The sequence below is a fragment of the Ruegeria sp. YTSC230 genome (genome assembly GCF_059609665.1).
Genome location: NZ_JBXWMC010000002.1, coordinates 165,846 through 190,107, shown reverse-complemented (window position 1 = coordinate 190,107; position 24,262 = coordinate 165,846). Strand labels below are relative to the sequence as shown.

Sequence of the window (24,262 nt, the reverse complement as noted above, 5' to 3'; positions counted from 1 at the left end):
ACATCTCTGTTGGGTCAGCCTAGCGGGGTGCTAACTGTCTGGCAACAAAGAGAGGTCAGATCTCTTCGACGGACAGAATACCTTCCAGCGATTTTATCGCGCCTTTGATCTGTGGGTTGATCGGAAACTCAGCGCCCAGGTCCATTTCGACATCACCTGGCAGGCTTGGGTCCAGTAACAACAATTGGATCGGTCCGCGCGCTGCGCCTTTGGCAGCGGTAGCGGCATCCTCAAGGACTTTTGCTACGGTTGGCACCGCTTGCGCTGCGTCAACAAAGATACGTAGCCCCGTCGCCCCGGCTTCTGCCACCACGGAATCCGCCGGGCCGACCGAGCGCCCCAGCAGCTTGAGCTGATCCGCCTCCATCGTCGCTTCGGCGGTCAGCACTACCTGTGCTCCGGTTTCCAGATACTCGCGTGACTTTTCGAGCGTTTCTGAAAACAGAGTGACCTCGTACGCGCCCGTCGGATCCGACAATTGCGCAAAGGCGAACCGGTTTCCACGCGCGGATTTACGCTCTTGCCGTCCGGCAACAACACCAGCCATTTTGGCGATAAAGGGGCCAGAGCGTGCTTTTTCGGTTACCTCATCCAGCGTCAGAACCTGCTTTCGCTTCAGCGCGGGCATATAGTCGTCCAACGGATGGCCCGACAGGTAAAAACCGATGGCTTTGAATTCTTCGCTCAGACGTTCCGCCGGCAGCCAGTCTGGCGAAGGCGACAGGCGCGGTTCGGGCAGGTCATCGCCCGCCTCGCCAAAAAGCGACACCTGGTTCGAGTTCTTCTGGTCATGGATGGCGGCCGAATACTGCACCAGCGGATCGAGGCTTTCGAAAACGCGACGGCGGTTCTTGTCGAGCTGATCGAAGGCCCCTGCCCGCGCCATCATCTCAAGCGGGCGCTTGCCGACCCTCTTCAGATCAACCTTGCGGGCAAAGTCGAACAGGTTCACGAACGGCTTGCCTTCGCGACCAGCGACCACAAGGTTCATCGCTTCGACACCCACATTCTTTAGCGCGCCCAGCGCATAGACCAGATGCCCGTCCACCACGTCGAATGTCGACAGCGACCGGTTCACGCAGGGCGGTACATAAGGCAGTTCCAGCCCCTTACGGACCTCTTCGAAGTATACGGCCAGCTTGTCGGTCAGGTGGATATCGCAGTTCATGACACCCGCCATGAACTCGACCGGGTGGTTCGCCTTCAGCCAGCCTGTCTGATAGCTGACAACCGCATAGGCGGCCGCGTGGGATTTGTTGAACCCGTAGTTGGCGAATTTATCCAGCAGGTTCCAAACCTCGGTCGCCTTGGCCTCATCCACATCGTTCTCAGCAGCACCCTTGAGGAACTTGGGCCGCTCTGCGTCCATCGCCTCCTGGATTTTCTTACCCATCGCGCGGCGCAGCAAATCCGCACCGCCAAGGCTGTAGCCCGCCATTTCCTGGGCGATCTGCATCACCTGTTCCTGGTAAACGATGATACCTTGTGTCTCGTCCAGGATATGATCGATGGACGGGTGCAGCGTGTCCCGCTCGCTCAGCTTGTTTTTGACCTCGCAGAACTTGGGGATGTTCTCCATGGGGCCAGGTCGGTAGAGCGCGACGAGGGCAATGATATCTTCGATACAGTCAGGCTTCATCCGCTTGAGCGCATCCATCATGCCCGAGGATTCCACCTGGAACACCGCCACCGTCTTGGCCGCCGAATAAAGTTTGTACGTTGCCTCATCATCCAGCGGGATGGCGTTGATCTGGTTTTCCGCCCCTTCAGCGGGTTCGTAAAGCTCCGTACCATCAGCAGCGACATGCAACGGGCGATCAGATTTGAAGATCAGATCCATCGCGTTCTGGATCACCGTCAGCGTCTTCAGACCAAGAAAGTCGAACTTAACCAGCCCGGCCTGTTCCACCCATTTCATGTTGAACTGAGTGGCCGGCATGTCGGATCGCGGGTCCTGATACAGCGGCACCAGCGCATCCAGCGGACGGTCTCCGATAACCACTCCCGCCGCGTGGGTCGACGCGTTTCGCAGCAACCCCTCGACCTGCTGGCCATAAGTCAGCAGGCGGTCCACAACCTCTTCGTTGCGCGCCTCTTCGCGCAGACGGGGTTCGTCTTTCAGCGCCTTTTCGATGGAAACGGGTTTGACGCCTTCCACCGGGATCATCTTGGACAGGCGATCCACCTGCCCGTATGGCATCTGCAGCACGCGCCCAATGTCGCGCACGGCAGCTTTCGACAGCAACGCACCAAAGGTGATGATCTGCCCCACCTTGTCGCGGCCGTATTTCTGCTGCACGTAGCGGATCACCTCTTCTCGGCGATCCATGCAGAAGTCGATATCGAAATCGGGCATCGAAACCCGTTCCGGGTTCAGGAACCGTTCGAAAAGCAGCGAATAGCGCAGCGGATCAAGGTCAGTAATCGTTAGCGCATAGGCCACCAAAGATCCCGCGCCCGAGCCCCGACCCGGCCCGACCGGGATATCGTGATCCTTGGACCACTGAATAAAATCGGCAACAATCAGGAAGTAGCCGGGGAACCCCATGCCTTCGATGATGTCGAGCTCGAAATCCAAACGCTCTTGATATTCTTCGGGCGTCACTGCGTGCGGGATAACAGCCAGACGTTTCTGCAAACCATCATTTGCAATACGGCGCAGTTCGGCAACCTCGTCATCAGCGAATTTCGGCAGGATAGGATCGCGGCGATAGGCCATGAACGCGCAGCGCTTGGCAATCTCAACGGTGTTCTCAATTGCCTCAGGCAAGTCGGCGAACAAGGTCGCCATCTCCTGCTGCGACTTAAAATAGTGCTGCGCGGTCAGACGGCGGCGGCCTTCCTGCTGATCGACATAGGCCCCCTCCGAGATACAGATCAGCGCATCGTGCGCTTCGTACATATCTGTGGTCGGGAAATAGACGTCATTGGTGGCGACCAGTGGAAGGTTCTTGGCATAGGCCATTTCCACATGGCCACGCTCGGTCAGACGTTCGGCCTCGGGTTGACCACCCTCACCCGGATGGCGTTGGAGTTCGATATAGAGGCGATCGGGGAACATCACTGACAACCGGTCTACCAAGGTCTCAGCTGCGGGGCGTTGACCCTGCTGCAACAACATCCCAACCGGTCCATCCGGTCCACCGGACAAGCAGACCAACCCGTCAGATCGGTCCGCAAGCTCTTCCAAAGTCACCTGCGGCAACTGCCCGCCCTTGTCCACATAAAGGCACGAGCTGAGCTTCATGAGGTTCTCATACCCGACCTCGGACTGGGCAAGCAAAACCACCGGTGCGGGTGTTTTGGGCTTTTCGCCCGGTTGCGCCTGCACATAGGTCAGGTCAACCTGACAACCCATGATCGGCTGCACTCCGGCCCCGCTGGCGGTGACCGAAAACTCCAAAGCCGAGAACATGCTGTTAGTATCCGTCACAGCGACGGCGGGCATATCCATCTTGCCACACAGACCGGGCAGCTTTTTCAGCCGCACGGCGCCTTCCAGCAGGGAATATTCGGTGTGAACACGGAGGTGAATGAATCGAGGAGTACTGCTCATGACTGCCACGCTATCCCAGCCGCGCGCCCGGCAAAAGCAGGAACCTTGGCTTTGGATTGCCAAAAAGATGGGCTTTGATTATTCGGCTTTTCCAGAAGGTGCTTCGGAGCCCGACAGCAGCCAAAGACAAAAAACGCTTTAGTTTCAATCAGGTGATCTCTAAACGAAGATAACAATCACGCAGAGTCAGTGCTCAATGGTGTATCACATAGGTAGTTTTTCTTGCCAGACAACCTGCGCTGTTTCTAACATCAGATGGCAAGCTATCCGCCCGCTACTCTTTCTACGTCGCATCGAAGGGGGGCACGCAAGGGCGCAACCGGGTAAGGCGACGGGTTTCTCGAATGAACATCACGTTTCTTCTGAACGGAGAGACAGTGGAACTGGCGGATGTCAATCCGACAGCGACCCTGCTGGATTGGCTGCGTGAGGATCGCGGCCTGACCGGCACCAAAGAAGGCTGCAACGAAGGCGATTGCGGGGCATGCACTGTCATGATGACGGATGAAGGTGGCCACAAGGCGCTGAATTCCTGCATCCTGTTTCTGCCTCAACTGCATGGTAAGGCGGTTCGCACGGTCGAAGGCGCCAGTGGCCCCAACGGCGAGGCGCACCCAGCCCAGCAGGCGATGGTGGATCTGCACGGCTCGCAATGTGGCTTCTGCACCCCCGGTTTCGTTATGTCGATGGTGGCAAGTCATGCAAATGGCGCGACGGATCACGACACCCAGCTTGCTGGCAACCTGTGCCGCTGCACCGGCTACGCGCCGATCATTCGCGCCGCCAAGGTTGCCGAAGAAGTTCCCGTGCCAGTTTGGGTGAAAGACAAGCCAGTCGCCACGCGGGTCACATCGCAGATGTTGCCGGAGTCTTCGGATGAATTGGCCAAAATCTATGCGGAACACCCGGACGCCACTCTGGTCGCCGGCGCAACGGATGTTGGGCTTTGGGTGACCAAGCAACTGCGTGACCTCGACCCAGTGATTTTTCTGAACCGCTGTGATGATCTGAAAGAGATCACCATCACGGATGACGAGGTTCTGTTCGGCGCGATGGTCGATATGAACCGGATGGGCGAAGCACTGGCGGACCTGCACCCGTCTTACGCCGAAATGATCCGGCGCTACGCCAGCGTTCAGGTGCGGCACGCGGCCACCGTGGGCGGAAATATCGCAAACGGCTCGCCCATCGGAGACAATCCTCCTGCACTGATCGCCCTGGGCGCGACGCTACATCTGCGCAAGGGCGACGAACGTCGCTCGGTCGCATTGGAGGACTTCTTTATCGACTACGGCAAACAAGACCGGACACCTGGCGAGTTTGTCGAATCCGTAAGTTTTCCGCGTCAGGCGGATCGTTTGAAGGCCTACAAACTCAGCAAACGGTTCGATCAGGATATCTCGGCCGTGTGTGGGTGTTTCAACATCTCTGTTTCGGACGGTATGGTTGCTGATGCCCGTATTGCCTTTGGTGGTATGGCCGGAACTCCCAAACGGGCTTCAAATGTCGAAGCCGCGCTGGTTGGCAAGCCATGGACGCATGAGACTGTTCGGTCCGCTATTCCGGCCTTCGACAGTGATTTCACGCCAATGACGGACATGCGCGCATCGGCCAACTATCGGCTGCAGACCGCCAAAGCGCTGCTCGAACGATATTTCCTTGAGGATCAAGGCGAAGTGACAAATGTATTGGAGGTGTCCGCATGAGCGTGACCAAACCCCTCCCCCATGACGCGGCGCCACTGCATGTCGCGGGAACCGCACGGTATGTGGATGACATTCCGACGCCCAAAGGGTCGTTGCATCTGGCTTTTGGCATCAGCCCGATTGCCAAGGGTAAGATCACCACGATGGACCTGTCGGCGGTGAAGGCAGCCGAAGGTGTCGTCATGGTAATGACAGCCGACGATCTGCCGTTTGCCAATGACGTCTCACCGTCGATCCATGATGAACCTCTGCTGTCTGATGGTACGGTTCACTATATCGGGCAACCCGTTTTCCTCGTTATCGCGACCAGCCACATTGCCGCGCGGAAAGCGGCGCGTTTGGGCCAGATCGATTATGCCGAAGAGGCCGCGATCCTGACGATTGAAGAGGCGCTTGCCGCAGACAGTCGGTTCGAGGACGGTCCGCGCATCTACGCCAAGGGCGATGCGGATGCGGCCATTGCGGGTTCGGCGCATGTGATCGAAGGTGGGTTTGAACTTGGCGGTCAGGAGCATTTCTATCTGGAAGGTCAGGCTGCACTGGCCGTGCCCAATGAGGGCGCGGATATGTTGGTGCATTCTTCGACCCAACACCCGACCGAGATTCAGCACAAAGTAGCGGACGCTCTGGGTGTTCCGATGCACGCGGTTCGCGTTGAAACGCGCCGTATGGGCGGCGGCTTTGGCGGCAAGGAAAGTCAGGGCAACGCTTTGGCTGTTTCCTGCGCTATCGCAGCGCGTGCGACAGGCAAAACCTGCAAGATGCGCTATGATCGCGATGATGACATGATCATCACCGGCAAGCGCCACGCATTCCGGATTGCGTATAAGGCCGGGTTTGATGAGAACGGTCACATCCAAGGCGTTTCCTTCCTGCATCATGCGATTTGCGGTTGGGCCCAAGACCTGTCCCTGCCCGTCGCGGACCGCGCGATGTTGCATTCGGACAATGCCTATCTGCTGCCGAATGCCCGGATCGAAAGCCACCGGCTGAAAACTAACACTCAATCCGCCACCGCCTATCGCGGCTTCGGCGGACCACAGGGTATGGTCGGGATCGAACGCGTGATGGATCACGCTGCGTATGAGCTGGGAATGGACCCGGTCGAATTGCGTCGCCGGAACTACTATGAGCCGGCGCATGTTGTTGCGGATCCCGTGATCGCTGAAAAGCCGCTGGGCCATCCTGACCCGCACGAGGACCTGACCAGCCGAGGCGCGGTTGAGATGGGCAACGCCCCGGTGCGTCCCTTGCCCGCAGGTGGCAATACCACGCCGTACGGGATGGAGGTCAGCGATTTCGAACTGCACGGCATGACTGCCAAGTTGCTGGAATCCAGCGACTACACCGCACGCAAGGCTGCCATTGAGAAGTGGAATGCCGAGAACAGCGTGATCAAGAAAGGCATCGGCTTTTCTCCGGTTAAGTTCGGCATTTCGTTTACGTTGACCCACCTGAACCAGGCGGGCGCGTTGGTGCATGTGTATCAGGACGGCTCGGTCCACCTGAACCACGGCGGGACCGAGATGGGGCAAGGTCTGTTCCAAAAGGTCGCGCAAGTGGCCGCGTCCCGCTTTGGTATTCCGTTGGAGATGGTGAAAATCACCGCGACCGACACCGCCAAGGTTCCGAATACCTCGGCTACGGCCGCGTCCTCGGGCAGTGACCTGAACGGCATGGCGGTCAAAGCGGCCTGCGACACGATCCGCGACCGGATGGCCGACTATCTGGCGCATCGACATCAGGCCGATCCCTCGACAGTGACGTTTTCGGATGGCTACGTCTCAGTTGGCGAAGAACGTTATACGTTCTCAGAAGCAGCTGCGCTGGTTTATCAGGGCCGGGTCAGCCTGTCTGCGACCGGGTTCTATAAGACACCCAAGATCGAGTGGGACCGGATCAAAGGCCGGGGGCGTCCGTTCTTTTATTTTGCCTACGGCGCATCGATCACCGAAGTCGCGATCGATACACTGACTGGCGAGAACCGCATTTTGCGGACGGATATCCTGCATGATGCAGGCGCGTCGCTGAACCCGGCGCTGGATATTGGACAGGTCGAAGGCGCATACGTACAGGGTGCCGGTTGGCTGACAACCGAAGAGCTGGTTTGGGATGGCAAAGGGAACCTGCGCACGCATGCGCCGTCGACCTACAAGATCCCCGCTTGCTCGGACCGGCCTGATGTTTTCAATGTCGCGCTCTGGAGCGGTGAAAACCGCGAGGACACGATCTATCGCTCAAAAGCGGTCGGAGAGCCGCCGTTCATGCTGGGTATTTCCGCGTGGCTTGCCCTGTCGAATGCGGTGGCTTCCTGCGGGGACAGCTATCCGGCACTGGATGCACCCGCCACGGCTGAAGAAGTCTGGAAGGGTGTCCAGCGGGTAAAGGGAGAGACCTGATGGGATTTGATCGAGAGGCTTTGAGGGAGGCGGTCAAAACCCACGGCAAGGTGACCCGGGTGGTTATCGCCGGGATCAAGGGGTCATCCCCCCGTGAAGTTGGCGCTGCAATGCTTGTTTGGGAGAACGGGCAGTCGGGCACCATCGGCGGTGGCACGTTGGAGTATCAGGCGGCTGAAGCAGCTCGATCCCAAGCAGCGCCCATGCGCCAAACGCACCATGCCCTCGGCCCGGATATGGGCCAGTGTTGTGGCGGTGCAGTAACTCTGCTGAGTGAAATCTACGATCTTGCGGCCGTCGACCGGCTGGATGATGCAGTCATTGCGCGCTCGGCTTCAGGTGGTGCGATGCCGCTTTCGGTCAAGCGACTGTTGTCGCAGGCCCGCGGTCAAGGTGTTGCGCCCGAACCGCAGCTGATTGACGGCTGGATGGTCGAACCCGTTCACGAACCGGCGCGCAATCTGTGGATATGGGGTGCTGGTCACGTTGGCCGGGCTCTGGTCGATGTCCTGTCACCGTTGCCCGATCTGTCGATCACATGGGTCGATACCGGGCCTGAGCGTTTTCCCGAAACGGTGCCCGCAGGCGTAACCGTCGTTCCGGCAAGCAAACCGGCCGAGCTGGTTCGCCATGCGCCGCGTGATGCCGAGCACCTTGTGCTTACTTATTCACACAATCTGGACCTGGAGCTATGCAACAGGTTGCTTTTGCATGATTTCCGCTTTGCGGGCCTGATTGGCTCGGCTACGAAATGGGCGCGGTTCCGATCCCGGCTGGCCGCTTTGGGACATGCGCCCGAGCGGATTGGCCGGATTACCTGCCCAATCGGAGATCCAGCCTTGGGCAAACACCCGCAGATGATCGCAGTTGGTGTCGCGGCGCAGATCCTGCGCCCTGCCCGGCAAAACGAAATAAAGAAGGACCTGAGCGCGTGACCACTCCACTTCTAAGCTTACAAGGGCTGACTAAAGCCTATCCCGGCGTCGTGGCCAATGATCAGGTGTCCTTTGACATCGGTGAGGGCGAAGTTCACGCCTTACTGGGCGAAAATGGTGCCGGAAAATCCACTCTCGTAAAGATGATCTATGGGCTGGTGAAGCCCGACAGCGGCACCATGCTGCTGCGCGGACAAGCCTTCGCACCACCCGAACCCCGCGCCGCACGGGCGGACGGGATCGCGATGGTGTTCCAGCACTTCTCGTTGTTCGACGCATTGAACGTGGCCGAAAACATCGCCTTGGGGATGGAAAACCCACCAGCCATGGGCGATCTGGCGGCGCGTATTCGCGAAGTTTCGGAAACTTACGGTCTGCCACTGGATCCCTATCGCACCGTCGGCGATCTGTCCGCGGGTGAGCGTCAGCGGGTCGAAATCATCCGCTGCCTGTTACAGGATCCGAAGCTGCTGATCATGGATGAGCCGACATCGGTTCTGACACCTCAGGAAGTCGACATTCTGTTTGAAACGCTGAACAAATTGCGGTCCGAAGGTACTTCGATCCTGTATATCTCGCACAAGCTGGAAGAAATCCGCACACTGTGCGACCACGCCACAATCCTGCGTTTGGGTAAGAATGTCGGCGAATGCGTTCCAGCTGAGACCTCAGCGCGGGATATGGCCGAGATGATGGTGGGTTCGACCCTGCAAACACCCGAGCGTTCGGGGCGTGAGTTCGGTGAGGTCGCCCTGGATGTCAGCGGTTTGTCAGTTCCATCACCATCCGAGTTCGGTACCGCATTGAAGAATGTCCACATGACCGTCCGTAAGGGCGAAGTTCTGGGCGTCGGCGGTGTCGCGGGCAACGGCCAGGACGAATTGTTGGGCGTTCTGTCGGGCGAGATCACCACAGCACCCGACGCGATTAAGTTCAACGGCCAGCCGATCGGAAAACTGGGGCCGACCGCGCGCCGCAAGCTGGGCGTTCTGACCGCTCCGGAAGAGCGGTTGGGACATGCGGCCGCCCCTGACATGAGCCTGACCGAAAACGCTTTGCTGACTGGATCGGTCCGGGAAGGACTTGAGAACAACGGGTTCCTCAAATGGGCAGAAACCAAGAGTTTTGCCGAAAAGATCATCAGTGCCTTTGACGTCCGCACACCGGGGCCAGAAAACGCAGCACGATCTCTGTCAGGGGGCAACCTACAGAAATTCGTCATTGGGCGCGAAGTCCTGCAAAACCCGGACGTTCTGGTTGTGAACCAACCGACATGGGGCGTGGATGCGGCCGCCGCGGCCTCGATCCGTCAGGCCATTCTGGATTTGGCCGCCAAAGGAACCGCAGTCATCTGCATATCGCAAGATCTGGATGAGCTGATGGAGATATCGGACAGCTTTGCAGCGCTCAATGAAGGGCGGCTCAGCGCTCCGCGTACGACCACGGGTCTGACGGTCGACGAAATCGGCCTGATGATGGGCGGCGCGCATGGCATGGAGGTGGCTCATGTTTAATCCGTCGGACCGCCTTCGGCGGGAAAATTTACAAAAAGATGAAGAAACTGGGGGAATGAGCAGATGATTGTGTTGGAGAAACGGCCGCAGCCGTCCAAAGCGTGGTCTTACGCGACCCCTTTGGTTGCCGTGCTGGCAACCATGGTTTTCGGCGGCATCCTGTTCGCCATTCTGGGCAAGAACCCGATCCAAGCCATTGGCACTATTTTCTGGGAGCCGCTGTTTGGTGAGTTCGCTTTCTACTACCGTCCACAATTGCTGGTCAAAGGCGCGCCGCTGGTTCTGATCGCCATTGGCCTGTCCTTGGGTTTCCGAGCCGGTATCTGGAATATTGGCGCCGAGGGGCAATACATCATGGGCGCTATCTTTGGCGCGGGTGCTGGTCTGGCCTTCTATCCGCTGGATGCGTTCTACGTTTTCCCGATCATGGTGATCGCCGGCGCATTTGGCGGTTGGCTTTGGGCGGCAATCCCGGCCTTCCTAAAGGTGCGTTTTGGCACCAACGAAATCCTCGTGTCACTGATGCTGGTCTACGTGGCCGAGCAGATGCTGGCTTCGGTTTCCCTTGGTCTGCTGAAGAACCCCGAAGGGTTCGGCTTTCCCGGATCGCGCAACCTGCAATCCTATGAAAGCGCGCATAACGCCGAGCTGATCGCAGGATCGGGAATGCACTGGGGCGTGGTGACCGCGCTGATCGCAGTGATCTTTGCCTATGTCCTGCTGAACCGTCACATGCTGGGCTTCCACATTCGCCTGACGGGTGAAGCGCCTCGGGCGGCGAAGTTCGCGGGTGTAAACCCAGCACGTCTGATCCTGTTCTGTCTGGGCATGTCCGGCGCCCTGGCCGGGTTGGCGGGGATGTTCGAGGTCGCAGGCCCATCAGGTCAGGTCAGCATCGACTTTAATGTGGGCTACGGCTTTACCGCGATCATCGTGGCCTTTCTGGGCCGTTTGCATCCGGTGGGTATCCTGCTGGCAGGTGGCTTGATGGCGTTGACCTATATTGGCGGCGAAATCGCGCAATCCCAGTTGGGCCTGCCTGCTGCTGCCATTCAGGTCTTTCAGGGCATGCTCCTGTTCTTCCTGCTGGCTTTCGATCTTTTGACCAACTACCGCATCCGTGCGGCCCGTAATGAGGTGGCGTGACCCATGGACCTAGGTGAAATCAATCCCGTACTTCTGGTCGCCTCGCTTATGGTGGCCGCAACCCCCCTGCTGCTGGCGGCGATCGGAGAGCTTGTCGTCGAAAAAGCAGGTGTTCTGAACCTTGGCGTAGAGGGCATGATGATCGTCGGCGCAATCAGCGGATTTGCGATATCTGTCGAAACAGGATCACCCTGGCTGGGGTTCATTGCAGCAGCCATTGGTGGCGCGGTTCTGTCCCTGCTGTTCGTCCTGCTGACGCAGTTTGCGCTGGCGAACCAGGTGGCCAGTGGTCTTGCACTTACCCTGTTCGGCCTAGGCTTCAGCGCACTGATGGGTCAAAGCTATGTAGGTGTCAAACCGCCCAGCATGGGAGATATCCATATCCCGTTGCTCAGCGATATTCCGGTGATCGGCCCCATCCTGTTCCAGCATGATCCGATCCTGTATCTGGGCATCGCGCTGGTTGCAGCCGTCTGGGCCACGCTGAAATACACCCGCGTCGGTCTGATCCTGCGCGCAGTGGGTGAAAACCACGACGCCGCACACGCCCTGGGCTACAAGGTCATCAAAATCCGCATCCTGGCGATCCTGTTTGGTGGCGCCTGCGCGGGCCTCGGTGGAGCCTATATCAGCCTGATCCGCGTCCCGCAGTGGACCGAGGGCATGACCGCCGGTGTTGGCTGGATCGCTCTTGCGCTGGTGGTCTTTGCCAGCTGGAAACCATGGCGTGCATTGCTGGGTGCTTATTTGTTTGGCGGAATCACGGTGTTGCAGCTTAATCTGCAGGCAGCAGGCGTTGCCATCCCAGTCGAGTATCTGGCAATGTCGCCCTACATCATCACGATCCTTGTGCTTGTGATCCTTTCGGCCGACAAGAGCAGCGCACCTGCCTCACTGGGCCGGACCTTCCACGCCTCGCACTAGACGGGGCCAATTGAACCAACTTGGGGAGTAACCACATGAAATTCACTTCACTTCTTGCCAGTGCTGCGATGGTGCTGGGTCTGGCGACCGGCTCGGTCGCACAGGACAAAACAAAAGTAGGCTTTGTCTATGTCGGCCCGGTGGGCGACGGCGGCTGGACCTATGAACATGACAAAGGCCGTCTGGCGGTCGAGAAAGAATTCGGCGACAAAGTCGAGACTGTGTTTGTTGAATCCGTTCCCGAAGGCCCGGACGCGGAACGTGTGATGACGCAGATGGCGCTTGAAGGCGCTGACCTGATCTTTACCACCTCGTTCGGGTACATGGACCCAACGATCAACGTGGCCAAGAAATTCCCGAACGTGAAGTTCGAGCACGCGACCGGCTATAAGACCGCCCCGAACGTGTCCGTCTATTCGGCCCGTTTCTACGAAGGTCGTGCCGTTCAGGGCCACATCGCGGGTAAAATGACCGAGTCGAACATCATCGGATACATTGGCTCCTACCCAATCCCCGAAGTGATCCGCGGCATCAACTCGGCCTACATCCATGCCAAAAAGGTAAACCCGGATGTCGAGTTCAAGATCATCTGGGCCTACACTTGGTTCGACCCGGCGAAAGAGGCTGATGCCGCAACCGTTCTGATCGAACAAGGTGCGGACGTGATCCTGCAGCACACCGACTCGACCGCGCCGCAGGCGGCTGCGCAAGAGGCAGGCAACGTGATCACTTTCGGTCAGGCCTCGGACATGAGCGAATATGCTCCCAAGCCGCGCGTCTCTTCGATCATCGACAACTGGGCGCCTTACTACATCGCACGTACCCAAGCTGTCATGGATGGGTCGTGGGAAACCGTGAACACTTGGGACGGCATCAAGGAAGGCATGGTTGAGATCGGTGAGATCTCGGACGCCGTTCCGGCCGACATCAAAGAAGAAGCACTGGCGATGAAAGCGGCCATGGCAGCGGGTGAATACCATCCCTTCACAGGCCCGATCAAAAAGCAGGACGGCAGCGACTGGCTGGCTGAAGGCGAAACCGCCGATGACGGTACACTGGCAGGCATGAACTTCTACGTTGAAGGTCTGGAAGGCGAAATTCCGCAGTAAATCTTTGCACGAACACGCTGAAGGGCTAGCCATTTGGCTGGCCCTTTTTCGTTTCTATGCGAGCACCTCGCCTAACCTTAACTAATTACTGTCTTGACGATTGCAGACACGACGGACCTGATGGGGTTAATGTTTTACCTGTCTCAACACGAAACGTAAAAATCCCATGGAGATCAAAGCGCAAGACCACAGCCGCTGGTGGATACTCTGCGCAATGGGCGCCATCTTGGGTGTTATTCTGCTGGACGAAACGGTCGTCAGCGTCGCGCTTCCGACCATCCGCGATGAGCTTGGCCTGTCTCTGCTGGAAGCGCATTGGGTGGTGAATATCTATCTGCTGGTGTTGGCTTGTTTTGCGGGCGCAGCAGGACGATTGGGCGATGTTCTGGGCATTCGTGTTTTGCTCAGTGCGGGTTTATTGATTTTCGGCTTATCCTCTGCGCTGGGAGGGTTTGCCGAAAGCGGATTTGAACTGCTAACAGCGCGCGCCGCACAGGGCATCGGTGCAGCACTGATTTTCCCGCTGTCGCTAGTGGTTCTGATCCAGTCTTTTGACGAAAAGGAACGCGGGCTGGCACTGGGTTTATATGGCGGGATCGGGACAGTATTCCTGTCAATGGGTCCGCTGGTTGGAGGCGTTCTGACCGAATATCTGTCTTGGCGCTGGATCTTCTGGGTCAACCCCCCAATCGTGCTTGTGGTCGCTCTGGTCGCAAGGGCTTTCTGGCGGGACCCGCCACACCAACGGGAGCGCGAGTTCGACCTGAAAGGCCTAATTCTACTGGTGACGGGGTTGGCGGCTATTGTGTTTGGTGTCATGGAGGGCCCGGACAGAGGCTGGGCACAGCCCGAAGTTCTTATGGCCCTGTCAGCGGGTCTTATTTTTTTGGTGTTATTTGTCCGCGTCGAACAGAGGGCAACATCGCCTCTGATTGCCATCTCCCTTTTTGCCGGCCCCGGGTTTGCTGCTTCAAACATGATCCTGTTCACCGCACAATTCGGCAAGATTACTCTGTTCGTGTTCGGCGCATCCTACTTTCAATCAAAGCTCGGGTTTTCACCGCTGACTGCTGGTGTCGCCCTGTTGCCGATTGCTTTTCCGCAGATTTTCATTGCCCCGATGGCGGGGAAAATTGCTGATAAATTTGGCTCTCGCGGCCCTTCTCTGACAGGTACAGCGCTGGGTACGATTGCCATACTTATTGTCGCACTGGGAATGCATTTGGACGTCGCCGCGCTGATCTATGCTGGCTACTTCCTTTGGGGTTGTTGCGTGCCGTTTCTGTTTGTCCCCCCAGGGCGGGCCATCATGTCAATGGTACCACAAGCTCTGCACGGACAGGCAAGTGGCATCTCGATGACATTTCAGCTGCTGGGCGGTACGGTCGGGATGGCCCTGGGCAGTTCGGTTTTTGCCATAACCGGCTCGTTCACTCTCGTTTTCTGTTTTGTTGCGGCGTTCGCTGTCTGCGTTCTCGCGTTTGCTTACGTGTCCCTCGCCTTAGATAACAAACCCGGCCGCCCAGCGGTTTAAACCTCACACAGGCCGGATCTGAAATCAAAACGCTTGAATGGATCAATGCCCGGTCAGCACCAGCGTATTCACCGGCATCAGGATCAGACGCAGGCGCAAGCCCGCCGCGTGGACAACACCGATCGTGTCGATCACATGCAAGGCGGCGGCGTGCCAGAATCCCAAATCCTCATGCTCAAGCCGTTCATGGTTATCGGTGTAGACATTGGCCAGACAGTTGCTGCCGGGCGGTATGTCATCGGCCATGTTTTTGTACAGCGGCTCCATATAGACCAAAATCGAGCCGGGCACCTTGTTGGTCTGAACATCGCGCAGCTCATCTGTGGGACGTATCTGACCTGACGGGATGACATCCTGCACCTCAACCACAACCATCGGGGTCACGGTGAAGGGCTTGGTCATGCAGCCCAACTCTCCGATCATGCCCGGCTTGATGACCTGAGCGGCCATCTGGTTGAATGCAGCCTGAAACCGGTTATGGCCCGAGCTTGACGGAACCAGAATGCCCGCAGGCCGCAGCAAAGGACTGACATAGTCGCCCACCTGAAGGCCAAATTGTTCAACCCGACCGGTCACACCTGCGCTTACGAGTGTTTTGTCCAGCTCGGTCAGCGCGGCGTCCAACTGGGCGTTGGCGCTGGCCAGTTGGGCCGGGATCAGTTCTTCGATCTGCTGCACCACGGCGGCACGGCGGGATCGCGATGCGGTCAGCTGCGCTTCACGCTCGGCAACAAGGTTTTCCAACCGGTCGATTTCGGCCAATCGCACGGCGCTGGAGCCTTCGTCCCGCAGGGTGGTGTTACGCTCCAAATCCTCAAGCGATTGATCCAATGCAGCGCGCGCGCCTGCGATGCCTGCGTCGGCCTCGGCCAGATCGGTTTCCGCCACTTTCAGCGAGGCCTGAACCTGCGCGATCTGCGCGTGCGCGGCCTCGACCTGTGCGGTTTGGGTGAAATCCTCGATCCGGAAAATCGGTTGGCCGGCAGTGACCTGCTGATTGTTGGTGACGTAAATTTCGGACACGCGACCGCCGAGTTGAGGCAGAATTGTCACCGTTCGGAAATAGGACGCCGCCGTTTTACTGGCAGGGTGGAAGTAAAACAGCGTGGTGATCACGGTCAGCGCAAGAATGGCGCAGGTGGTCAGGCCCCAACGCAGTTCATACCACATGGTGAACAGTGTGATTTCATGGCCTATACGTTTGCCCTGTACGTAACGGCGAAATAAGTAATCCGGCAACACGGTGACCAGCGCGCACATCAGTGTTTCAAGCATCTCTTACTGCTCCTGCTGCGCGGTCGGTTGCGATGGGGTCGCTGGGGCAGGAACATCGTTGCCTTGATTGCCCAAGGATCGGATTGCGTCGGCAATGGCGCGCAAGGGGGCGGCGACATCCGGGAACTGGAATCCGGCTACAAGAATGGCCGCCACCCAGAACAGACCATTGTGGGTAAACAGAGCCAACAGCGCCAATATCCCCACAAGCTGAAACTGAGGGTGGTTGGATTCATGCGCGATTTTTTCCGGGATGGAGTGCAGCGTAAAGTAGCCAACTCCGATCAGAACGATCACCAAAACGGTAAAAACAAACATGAAGGTCAGCAAAAAGTCGCTGCCATCTGCCTGCGTGACGTATGAGGGGATATGCCCCGTGGCCATTGGATGTAATTCTGCCGGTGTCACGTCTTTCTCCGATTCCGATGATAGCTGCACTAAAAACAGGCCGGTCTCTTTGGTTCAAGTTTACATTGCGGAAATTACGCCTCTTTTCCAATAGTGTTACGCATGCGAAGCTTTGCGCATGAACAAAAGCAGATCTCAAATCCACCCGTTTTGGGGTGATCCTAGGGCGGAGTTTCTAACATGATCGATTTCCTGGTCATCGGTGGCGGCATCGCCGGATTAAGCGCGGGCGCGCGTTTGTCCGAACATGGTCATGTCGTCGTGCTCGAAGGCGAAGACGCGCTGGGATATCACACCTCTGGCCGGTCAGCGGCGTTGTTTGAAAAGGGGTATGGACCACCTTCCGTCAAGACCCTGAATGCAGCGAGCGAAGCTTACCTCAGATCGAACGGCTATCTGTCGCCACGCGGGTTGATGCTGATTGCCGGGCATGATCAACGGGACGCGTTTCTTCAGGATCAGGCTGACCTTCGTCTGTCAGAAATCTCGGTTGACGAGGCCATTTCGCGGGTTCCGATACTGAACCCACAGACTGTTGGGTTTGCCGCCGCCAGCAGCGTTGCTTTTGACATTGATACCGACCGGATGATGCAAGATTTCGCACGTGTAATCCGGGCCAACGACGGCTTGGTTCTGACCCGTCAGAAGGTCAACGGCATCATCAAAGCCCGACACTGGCTTGTCGAAGCGGCAGAAACCTTCGAGGCCCGAGCCCTTGTTAATGCCGCAGGCGCGTGGGTGGATGAGATCGCCATGATGGTCGGCGTTACACCGATCGGCATAGAACCGCGCCGACGATCAGTGGCCCGTATTCGCGCCCCTGCTGGTCATGACGTGACGGGTTGGCCTTTGATGTTGGGCGCTGGCGAAGGTTGGTATGCGAAACCGGATGCCGGAAAGCTGATCGTTTCCCCTTGCGAGGCTGACCCGACCTTTCCCCATGATGCCTATGCGGACGACATGGTGTTGGCCGAGGGTCTGGCGAGGTACGAAGCGATGGTGACCGAGCCGGTCACAAGGGTCGAGGCGAACTGGGCTGGGCTTCGCAGCTTTGCGCCGGATGGTACGCTGGTCTTAGGCCCCGACCCCGCCGAACCCACGTTTATCTGGTCGGCTGCGCAAGGTGGTTATGGCTTTCAAACGGCACCGGCGGCCTCACAGCTGGTGGCAGATTTGACGACTGGTGCTCGTTCAGAATTGGAGGCGGCGAGCGTTTCCGCCCTAAGGCCAGAAAGGTTACGTGGATGACGAAACGCAAACTTCCCGCAAATGCCAGCGTGGCGACGGTATCCGATGGGCAAAAATTGGTTGCTCCGGCGGCCAGCAGGAATGCCGACGCGCTGTGTGATTTGCTGGCTCAGTTCGCCCCTGTGTCCGGTCGCGCGCTGGAACTGGCCAGTGGTACAGGGCAGCACGTCGTGGCTTTTGCAAATCGACTGCCCGGCCTGAATTGGCAACCCAGCGAGATTGACACTGAACGACGCGCTTCAATCGACGCGTATGCCGAAGGCGTAGAAAACATAGCCCCGGCGATAGAACTCGATGCGGTCCAACCCGGTTGGCATTCTGTTCACGGGGCAAATGACCTGATCCTCTTGATCAACTTGCTGCATCTGATAAGCTGGTCGGAGGTGGAAGCCTTGGTGACCGAGGCCGCGCTGGCGCTGAACCCGGGCGGTCGGCTAATCCTCTACGGGCCATTCATGCGCGGCGGTCGGTTAACCAGTGCCGGAGACCAGAACTTTCATGCTGCGTTGAGCCAACAAGACCCGGACATCGGATACAAAGATGACGCCGACATTCTGGACCTGCTGCGTCGTGTTCAACTGAAATTAATCGGTGCTGTTGAAATGCCGGCAAACAACCTGGCATTTGTCGCTGAAAGACCTGCAGTCTGATCAAGATCAAAGTCAGGCAGCTTCCATAAACATATTCACAAGGTGATATGTTTAAAGGAAGCCCACAAATGAATTGGCAAGACAAGCTGTCGGATACGCGCAACAATCTGCGCAACCTCAACGCTGCAATCCCTGATACCGCCCGTGCCTTCGGTGCGCTGGGAAAAACCGTTAAAGAAGGCGGTTCGCTGGACTACAAAACCAAAGAGCTGATCGCTTTGGGTATGTCCATCGCTGCCCGTTGCGAACCTTGCATAACGCTACACACCGAAGCTCTGATCAATACCGGAGCAAGCCGCGAAGAAGTGTCAGACGTTCTGGCCATGGCCATTCAAATGGGCGGAGGACCGTCGATGATGTATGCGGCCAAGGCGTTGGAATGCTTTGACGAGCTATCAGTATGAAGAAAGGCCCCGGAGATCTCCGGGGCCTTTGCTTGATCATCCGTCCTTGCGGATAGTTTCGTTTTTCGGATCGTAGGGGCTGTCGCATGTTACGACCGCATCCCACAATTTGTCCTGAAGCTTGACCTTCAGCTTGGTGCCTTCGACCGCCAGATCGGGTTTCACATAGCCCATGCCGATGGATTTCTCGAAGGCGACCGAATAACCGCCCGAGGTCAGACGACCGACGCGTTCACCTTCCGGCGTATACAGCACTTCACGGCCCCACGGATCGGCATCCTCCGGCCCGTCGATTAGCAGGGTGCAGCATTTCACGCGTACGCCAGTCTCTTCCAGCTTGGCCTTGCCATAGAAGTCTTTGGACAGGTCGACAAAGCGCGGCAGGTCGGCTTCTAGCGGGGTCGCGTCGCGGCCCAGCTCGGTGCCGAAGGCGCGATAGGATTTCTCCTGACGCAACCAGTTCTGGGCGCGGGCACCGACCAGCTTCATACCGTGTTTCTCACCAGCTTTTTCCAGTAGGTCGAACAGGTAGTTCTGCATCTCGATCGGGTGGTGCAATTCCCAGCCCAGCTCACCGGTATAGGCCACACGGATCGCGTTGACCGGGCACATGCCCAGTTCGATCTGGCGGGCCGACAGCCATGGGAAGCGCTTGTTGGACAGTGCGGTTTCCGGATCGGCGTCTTTGATGACCTCTTTCAGAACGTCCCGCGATTTGGGTCCGGCGATGGCAAAAACGCCCCACTGAGTGGTCACATCTTGGATCTCGATGTAACCGAACTCCTCCATCTTGTCCTCGGCCGCCTTGCGCAGGTAATCGGCGTCGTACTCAGTCCAGGCACCGGCAGAGACGATGTAGTAGTTGTTCTCGCCGTTACGGACGATGGTGTATTCGGTGCGGGTGGTACCGTGCGAGGTCAGCGCGTAGGTCAGGTTGATACGACCGACCTTGGGCAGCTTGTTGCAGGTGAACCAATCCAGGAACTGGGTCGCACCGGGGCCTTTGACGACATGCTTTGTGAAGGCCGATGCGTCGATCAGGCCAACGCCTTCGCGGATCGCCTTTGCTTCGTCAACGGCATGCTGCCACCAGCCACCGCGGCGGAACGAGCGGGCATCATGGTCGAAGTTTTCGGGTGCATCCAGCGGACCAAAGTAGTTCGGGCGCTCCCAGCCGTTAACCCAGCCAAACTGTGCGCCACGCGCTTTCTGACGGTCATAGGCCGGAACAGTCCGCAGCGGGCGGCAGGCAGCGCGCTCTTCGTCGGGGTGGTGCAGGATATAGACGTGCTCATAGCACTCTTCATTCTTACGTGCTGCAAACTCGGTGGTCATCCAGTTCGACGAGTAACGTTTGGGGTCCAGCGAAGCCATGTCGATCTCGGCTTCGCCGTCGACCATCATCTGCGCCAGATAATAGCCGGTGCCGCCTGCGGCGGTGATACCGAACGAGAACCCCTCGGCCAACCACATGTTGCGCAAGCCAGGCGCGGGACCAACCAGCGGGTTGCCGTCGGGCGTGTAGCAGATCGGGCCGTTGAAATCGTCTTTCAAGCCGGATTCGGCACAGGACGGCACGCGCTCGGCCATTGCCATATACTGGTCTGCAATCCGGTCGAGATCGAGCGGGAACAGATCAGCACGGAAGCTGTCCGGCACGCCGTGTTCGAACTGCGCCGGCGCACCATGTTCATAGATCCCCAAAATCCAACCGCCGCGCTCCTCGCGTGCATAAGATTCGTTGTCAGCATCACGGACAACAGGGTGTTCGGGGTTGCCCGCTTCACGCCATTTGACCAGCTCAGGGTCTTTGTCCATGACGATAAAGGTATGCTCGACCGGGATCGCGGGCATCTTGATGCCCAGCATCTTGGCCGTGCGCTGCGCGTGGTTGCCCGATGCGGTCACGACATGCTCGGCGGTGATAACCACCTGCTCATCCGACGGAATGAGGTTACCGCCCTTCTCGACCATTTTGGTGCAGGTGACTTCCCAATGAGTGCCATTCCAGTGGAAGGCATCGGCCTGCATCTTACGGACAATTTCCACACCGCGCTGACGGGCACCCTTGGCCATCGCCTGCGTTACGTCGGCGGGGTTAATGTAGCCATCTTCGGTGTGATAGATCGCGCCCTTCAGATCTGAAGTCTCGATCAGTGGCCAGCGTTCCTTGATTTGATCAGGGGTCAGCCATTCATATGCGACATCACAAGTCTCAGCCGTGGACGCATAGAGCATGTATTCATCCATGCGCTCTTGCGTCTGTGCCATGCGCAGATTGCCAACTACGGCAAAGCCCGCGTTCAAACCGGTTTCTTCCTCAAGCTGCTTGTAGAAGTCGACCGAGTACTTGTGGATGTGTGTCGTCGCATAGGACATGTTGAACAGCGGCAACAGCCCCGCTGCGTGCCATGTGGACCCTGAGGTCAGCTCATCCCGTTCGACTAGCATCACATCGTCCCAGCCTGCCTTGGCCAGGTGATATGCAATCGAAGTGCCGACGGCACCGCCGCCAACAACCAGTGCTTTGACTTGGGTTTTCATTACCGGGCGTCTCCCCTTGAATTCAGTTGACACCATATGGCGCATTTGAATGCCCCGGCGCGACATTCATCCGACCAGTGATATAAAGAAAACGACCCGTGCACGGCGCAGAGCGTCGATTTTTCGTGCGAAGGGTTTCAGTTGCCCCCGACAGAGCACCGTTTGCTGCTGCCCAACGTGGCACAGGATGACTTACCCAAACCGCCCTTCCTGACCTTGACCTCAGCCGATGGGGCAACCTGAGGTTCGGGCTCATCCGCGTTCGCGTTGGCGTGGGCCACTTTGCCCATCAATCCCTTAATGAACCCACCGATACCACCTGTGCTGGCCACTTCGGTTTCCACCTCGCTCAACGCGGAGGCAAGCAGCAGGTTCTGCGTGCGAATGTAAGATAGCTGCGACAGTTCCTGATTTTCGAAGACTTCGCCGTTGGTGATGTCCATGACGCCCTCGGAATTAAAGCCCGAACTGCTTAGCGTATTCGCTAACAAAGCGGCCGCATCCAGATTTTCCAGCTTTTCCTGACCCAACCTTAGCTGCGCGATTTGCATCGTTTCATAGAGATCGTGCATTTCACCCGCTATTTCGGGCTGCCGGATCAGGGGAACTTCGATTCCGTTGCCGACAACCAGGGCCGGATGCGGCAGCAATGCGTTCAGGCCTGCATAATCGACGAGGCCAAGAAACTCTCGGATCGTCGCATCGCTGGCATCTGCGTGAAGGCGGATAACCACCTCTTGATCAAAACCGATACGCCCTGTGAACGCGCGATGGTTGGTCTTTTTGGTATCATCCAGCAGATTTCCGGTTGTTTCGATGAAAGCGACGCCGTCAATCACCGCATACCCTCGTTCGGCCTTCATCCCATCCAGAAAAGCATCCTGCGCACTCAGTGCCAATCCGGCCAAAGTGTTTCGTGCCGCTTGGGGTTTGAGGGTGATATCAAGCCAGATCAGTTCATCTTCTTTTGCGTAAACAGTGCCTGTCTCATTCAGCTTTCGAAGCGCACCGTCTTTACCGGCAGCGTTGAGCTGAAGCAATTCGGCGGGCCCGCTGATCGAACTAATAAGGGGTACTGGCCCAAATTCTGAAAGAACTCTGGAGACTGCCTTGGCGTCGGGCTCGATCAGGGCATATTGCGCCCACCCTTCTGGGGGGCTCGGAAGAAAAGCTTTTGCACCGGCATCCCATAGCTTTTGACGTTCTCGCGCCGCTTGTTTCACTTCCCGCTCTTTTTGGCTTTGATCGAACCGAGCTGAGATGGTTTCAACATAACCGCTCAACGAAAGCGTACCGTCTGTTTTTTTGTCCTGCTGGAAGTAATCTAGCCCCGCAAGGACCAGACCAACTATCAACGCAAACCCAATGAACCTTAGCGCGCCCATTATGACCTCAAAATCAATTGCTCCTCATTTTCGCAATTGATAGCAGCAGAATTGGGCACCCTTGTGGCTCTGAGGCGGAATTCCCAAGGATGCGCCGTTTCTACGTGTTCGACAGGATCTTTCCGGGGTTCATGATGTTATCGGGGTCCAGTGCCTTTTTGATGGCAGTCATATACGTGACCGCTGGTCCAAGCTCTTTGACCAGGTAGGGCTGTTTGCCCTGTCCGATCCCATGTTCGCCCGTGCACGTGCCTTCCATCGAAATAGCCAGATCATTCAGCCAACCGACGAATTGGTCAGCTTTGCTGACTTCGTCCGCGTTTTCCATGTCGATCAGCAGCAAGGAATGAAAGTTGCCATCCCCGACATGCCCAACCACGGGGGCCATAAGTCCTAGCTCACGCGCTTTGTCCTGAGTCGCTGTGACGCACTTTGCCAAACGCGAGATCGGGACGCAGACATCCGTGGAAATTCCCCGCGCGCCCGGACGCAGTTGCAAGGAAGCCCAGTACATATCATGCCGGGCTTGCCAGAGTTTATTGCGTTCCTCAGTCGTTGAAGTCGCCGCAAAATCGGTGCCACCGAACTCTTCCGCGATCTGGTTAAAGGTTTCGGACTGTTCGACCGCACCGTTTTCCGATCCGTGGAACTCGAGCAAGAGCAATGGAGTTTCCGGCAGGCTCAGCCCGGAATAGGCATTAGCGGCCTGGACCGACATTTCATCCAGCAGCTCGATCCGCGCCACCGGAACACCATATTGGATCGTCATCATGACAGCCTGACAGGCCGCATCCACCGACGGAAATGAACAACGGGCCGAGGTGATCGCCTCGGGGATGCCCTGCAGGCGCAAGGTGAGTTCGGTGATGATGCCCAACGTCCCTTCGGCCCCGATCAGCAGTCGGGTCAGGTCGTAACCCGCCGAGGATTTCTTGGCCCGGCGCCCGGTTCGGATGATCTGCCCATCCGGCATGACCGCCTCAAGACTAAGGACATTGTCCTTCATCGTGCCATAGCGAACCGCGTTGGTCCCGGACGCCCGCGTCGCCGCCATTCCGCCCAACGAAGCATTCGCGCCGGGGTCAATCGGAAAGAACAAACCCTGATCCCGCAAATGGGTATTCAGGTCTTCGCGCGTCACACCCGGCTGTACGACGCAATCCAGATCACCCGGGTTCACAGCCAGCACCTTGTTCATCTGGGTCAGGTCAACCGAGATACCACCAGCAGGGGCGTTCACGTGACCCTCCAACGATGTACCCGTACCAAATGCAATCACCGGTACCTTGTGCGTGGCGCAGGTTTTGACGATCTCGGAGACCTCTTCCGTGGAATGCGGAAAAACCACAGCATCCGGGGATTGGTTTTCGATCCAGGTGGTCGTGTGACCATGTTGTTCGCGGATTGCCTGACCGGTTTGCAACCGGTCACCAAACTTTTGCTTCAGGATGCCGACAGCTGCCTCGATCCCCACTTCATTTCGCGGCAAAGCGACTGCCTGCACCATGGTCTTCCCCTTTGAAAC

17 protein-coding genes are annotated in these 24,262 nt (G+C 57.7%); 11 read left to right on the top strand and 6 right to left on the bottom strand.

Going from position 1 to position 24,262, the window contains the following annotated elements; translation table 11 throughout:
• Positions 1 to 55 precede the first annotated feature (55 nt).
• Positions 56 to 3,556, bottom strand: coding sequence for a DNA polymerase III subunit alpha (gene dnaE / locus AC2FD9_RS04925; protein ID WP_496835679.1), 3,501 nt, complete (start codon positions 3,554 to 3,556; stop codon positions 56 to 58).
• A gap of 344 nt (positions 3,557 to 3,900) precedes the next feature.
• Here dnaE and xdhA point away from each other — a divergent pair, with 344 nt between their 5' ends.
• The 8 genes from xdhA to AC2FD9_RS04885 all read left to right on the top strand — a co-directional run bounded on the left by xdhA (position 3,901) and on the right by AC2FD9_RS04885 (position 14,823).
• Positions 3,901 to 5,262 (top strand): xanthine dehydrogenase small subunit, encoded by a 1,362-nt coding sequence (gene xdhA, locus AC2FD9_RS04920; RefSeq protein ID WP_496835678.1) that lies wholly within the window; start codon positions 3,901 to 3,903, stop codon positions 5,260 to 5,262.
• Positions 5,259 to 7,661 carry a xanthine dehydrogenase molybdopterin binding subunit gene (gene xdhB / locus AC2FD9_RS04915; protein WP_496835676.1) on the top strand — a complete coding sequence of 801 codons (2,403 nt, stop codon included), beginning with the start codon at positions 5,259 to 5,261 and terminating at the stop codon, positions 7,659 to 7,661. The genes xdhA and xdhB overlap by 4 nt, the downstream gene beginning before the upstream one ends.
• Positions 7,661 to 8,596 carry a xanthine dehydrogenase accessory protein XdhC gene (xdhC, locus tag AC2FD9_RS04910; RefSeq protein ID WP_496835674.1) on the top strand — a complete coding sequence of 312 codons (936 nt, stop codon included), beginning with the start codon at positions 7,661 to 7,663 and terminating at the stop codon, positions 8,594 to 8,596. Before xdhB ends, xdhC begins: the two co-directional genes overlap by 1 nt.
• Entirely contained in the window at positions 8,593 to 10,110 is a 1,518-nt protein-coding gene (locus tag AC2FD9_RS04905) for an ABC transporter ATP-binding protein (RefSeq protein ID WP_058275481.1), read from the top strand. The genes xdhC and AC2FD9_RS04905 overlap by 4 nt, the downstream gene beginning before the upstream one ends.
• 63 nt (positions 10,111 to 10,173) lie before the next feature.
• Positions 10,174 to 11,256, top strand: a complete 1,083-nt coding sequence (locus AC2FD9_RS04900; RefSeq protein WP_058276029.1) for an ABC transporter permease — start codon at positions 10,174 to 10,176, stop codon at positions 11,254 to 11,256.
• Between the two features lie 3 nt (positions 11,257 to 11,259).
• Positions 11,260 to 12,180, top strand: a complete 921-nt coding sequence (locus AC2FD9_RS04895) for an ABC transporter permease (RefSeq protein ID WP_108859238.1) — start codon at positions 11,260 to 11,262, stop codon at positions 12,178 to 12,180.
• A gap of 35 nt (positions 12,181 to 12,215) precedes the next feature.
• Positions 12,216 to 13,289, top strand: coding sequence for a BMP family ABC transporter substrate-binding protein (locus tag AC2FD9_RS04890; RefSeq protein WP_496835671.1), 1,074 nt, complete (start codon positions 12,216 to 12,218; stop codon positions 13,287 to 13,289).
• A 214-nt stretch (positions 13,290 to 13,503) separates the two neighbouring features.
• Positions 13,504 to 14,823 carry an MFS transporter gene (locus tag AC2FD9_RS04885; RefSeq protein ID WP_496835669.1) on the top strand — a complete coding sequence of 440 codons (1,320 nt, stop codon included), beginning with the start codon at positions 13,504 to 13,506 and terminating at the stop codon, positions 14,821 to 14,823.
• 42 nt (positions 14,824 to 14,865) lie between these two features.
• On the opposite strand, the gene AC2FD9_RS04880 is transcribed toward AC2FD9_RS04885, so the two are convergent.
• Together AC2FD9_RS04880 and AC2FD9_RS04875 are read right to left on the bottom strand one after the other, a co-directional pair.
• Positions 14,866 to 16,098 carry an HlyD family secretion protein gene (locus AC2FD9_RS04880; protein ID WP_496835667.1) on the bottom strand — a complete coding sequence of 411 codons (1,233 nt, stop codon included), beginning with the start codon at positions 16,096 to 16,098 and terminating at the stop codon, positions 14,866 to 14,868.
• A 3-nt stretch (positions 16,099 to 16,101) separates the two neighbouring features.
• Positions 16,102 to 16,506: a hypothetical protein gene (locus AC2FD9_RS04875; RefSeq protein WP_370246295.1), complete on the bottom strand. Its 405-nt coding sequence runs from the start codon at positions 16,504 to 16,506 to the stop codon at positions 16,102 to 16,104.
• 180 nt (positions 16,507 to 16,686) lie between these two features.
• On the opposite strand from AC2FD9_RS04875, the gene AC2FD9_RS04870 reads away from it, so the two are divergent.
• The 3 genes from AC2FD9_RS04870 (at position 16,687) to AC2FD9_RS04860 (ending at position 18,808) form a co-directional block, all read left to right on the top strand.
• Positions 16,687 to 17,754, top strand: coding sequence for an NAD(P)/FAD-dependent oxidoreductase (locus AC2FD9_RS04870; RefSeq protein ID WP_496757479.1), 1,068 nt, complete (start codon positions 16,687 to 16,689; stop codon positions 17,752 to 17,754).
• Complete coding sequence (locus tag AC2FD9_RS04865; RefSeq protein WP_282169005.1) at positions 17,751 to 18,404, top strand: DUF938 domain-containing protein; 654 nt, start codon at positions 17,751 to 17,753, stop codon at positions 18,402 to 18,404. The genes AC2FD9_RS04870 and AC2FD9_RS04865 overlap by 4 nt, the downstream gene beginning before the upstream one ends.
• A 68-nt stretch (positions 18,405 to 18,472) precedes the next feature.
• Positions 18,473 to 18,808, top strand: a complete 336-nt coding sequence (locus AC2FD9_RS04860; RefSeq protein ID WP_282169006.1) for a carboxymuconolactone decarboxylase family protein — start codon at positions 18,473 to 18,475, stop codon at positions 18,806 to 18,808.
• A 36-nt stretch (positions 18,809 to 18,844) separates the two neighbouring features.
• Here AC2FD9_RS04860 and AC2FD9_RS04855 read toward each other — a convergent pair whose 3' ends face one another.
• From AC2FD9_RS04855 to AC2FD9_RS04845, 3 genes are all read right to left on the bottom strand, one after another.
• The gene (locus AC2FD9_RS04855; RefSeq protein ID WP_496696242.1) at positions 18,845 to 21,352 is read right to left on the bottom strand and encodes a GcvT family protein; all 2,508 of its coding nucleotides are present in this window, start codon (positions 21,350 to 21,352) and stop codon (positions 18,845 to 18,847) included.
• Positions 21,353 to 21,489: 137 nt separating this feature from the next.
• Positions 21,490 to 22,737 carry a hypothetical protein gene (locus AC2FD9_RS04850; protein WP_496835664.1) on the bottom strand — a complete coding sequence of 416 codons (1,248 nt, stop codon included), beginning with the start codon at positions 22,735 to 22,737 and terminating at the stop codon, positions 21,490 to 21,492.
• A gap of 100 nt (positions 22,738 to 22,837) precedes the next feature.
• Positions 22,838 to 24,244 (bottom strand): FAD-binding oxidoreductase, encoded by a 1,407-nt coding sequence (locus AC2FD9_RS04845; RefSeq protein ID WP_496835663.1) that lies wholly within the window; start codon positions 24,242 to 24,244, stop codon positions 22,838 to 22,840.
• Positions 24,245 to 24,262 lie beyond the last annotated feature (18 nt).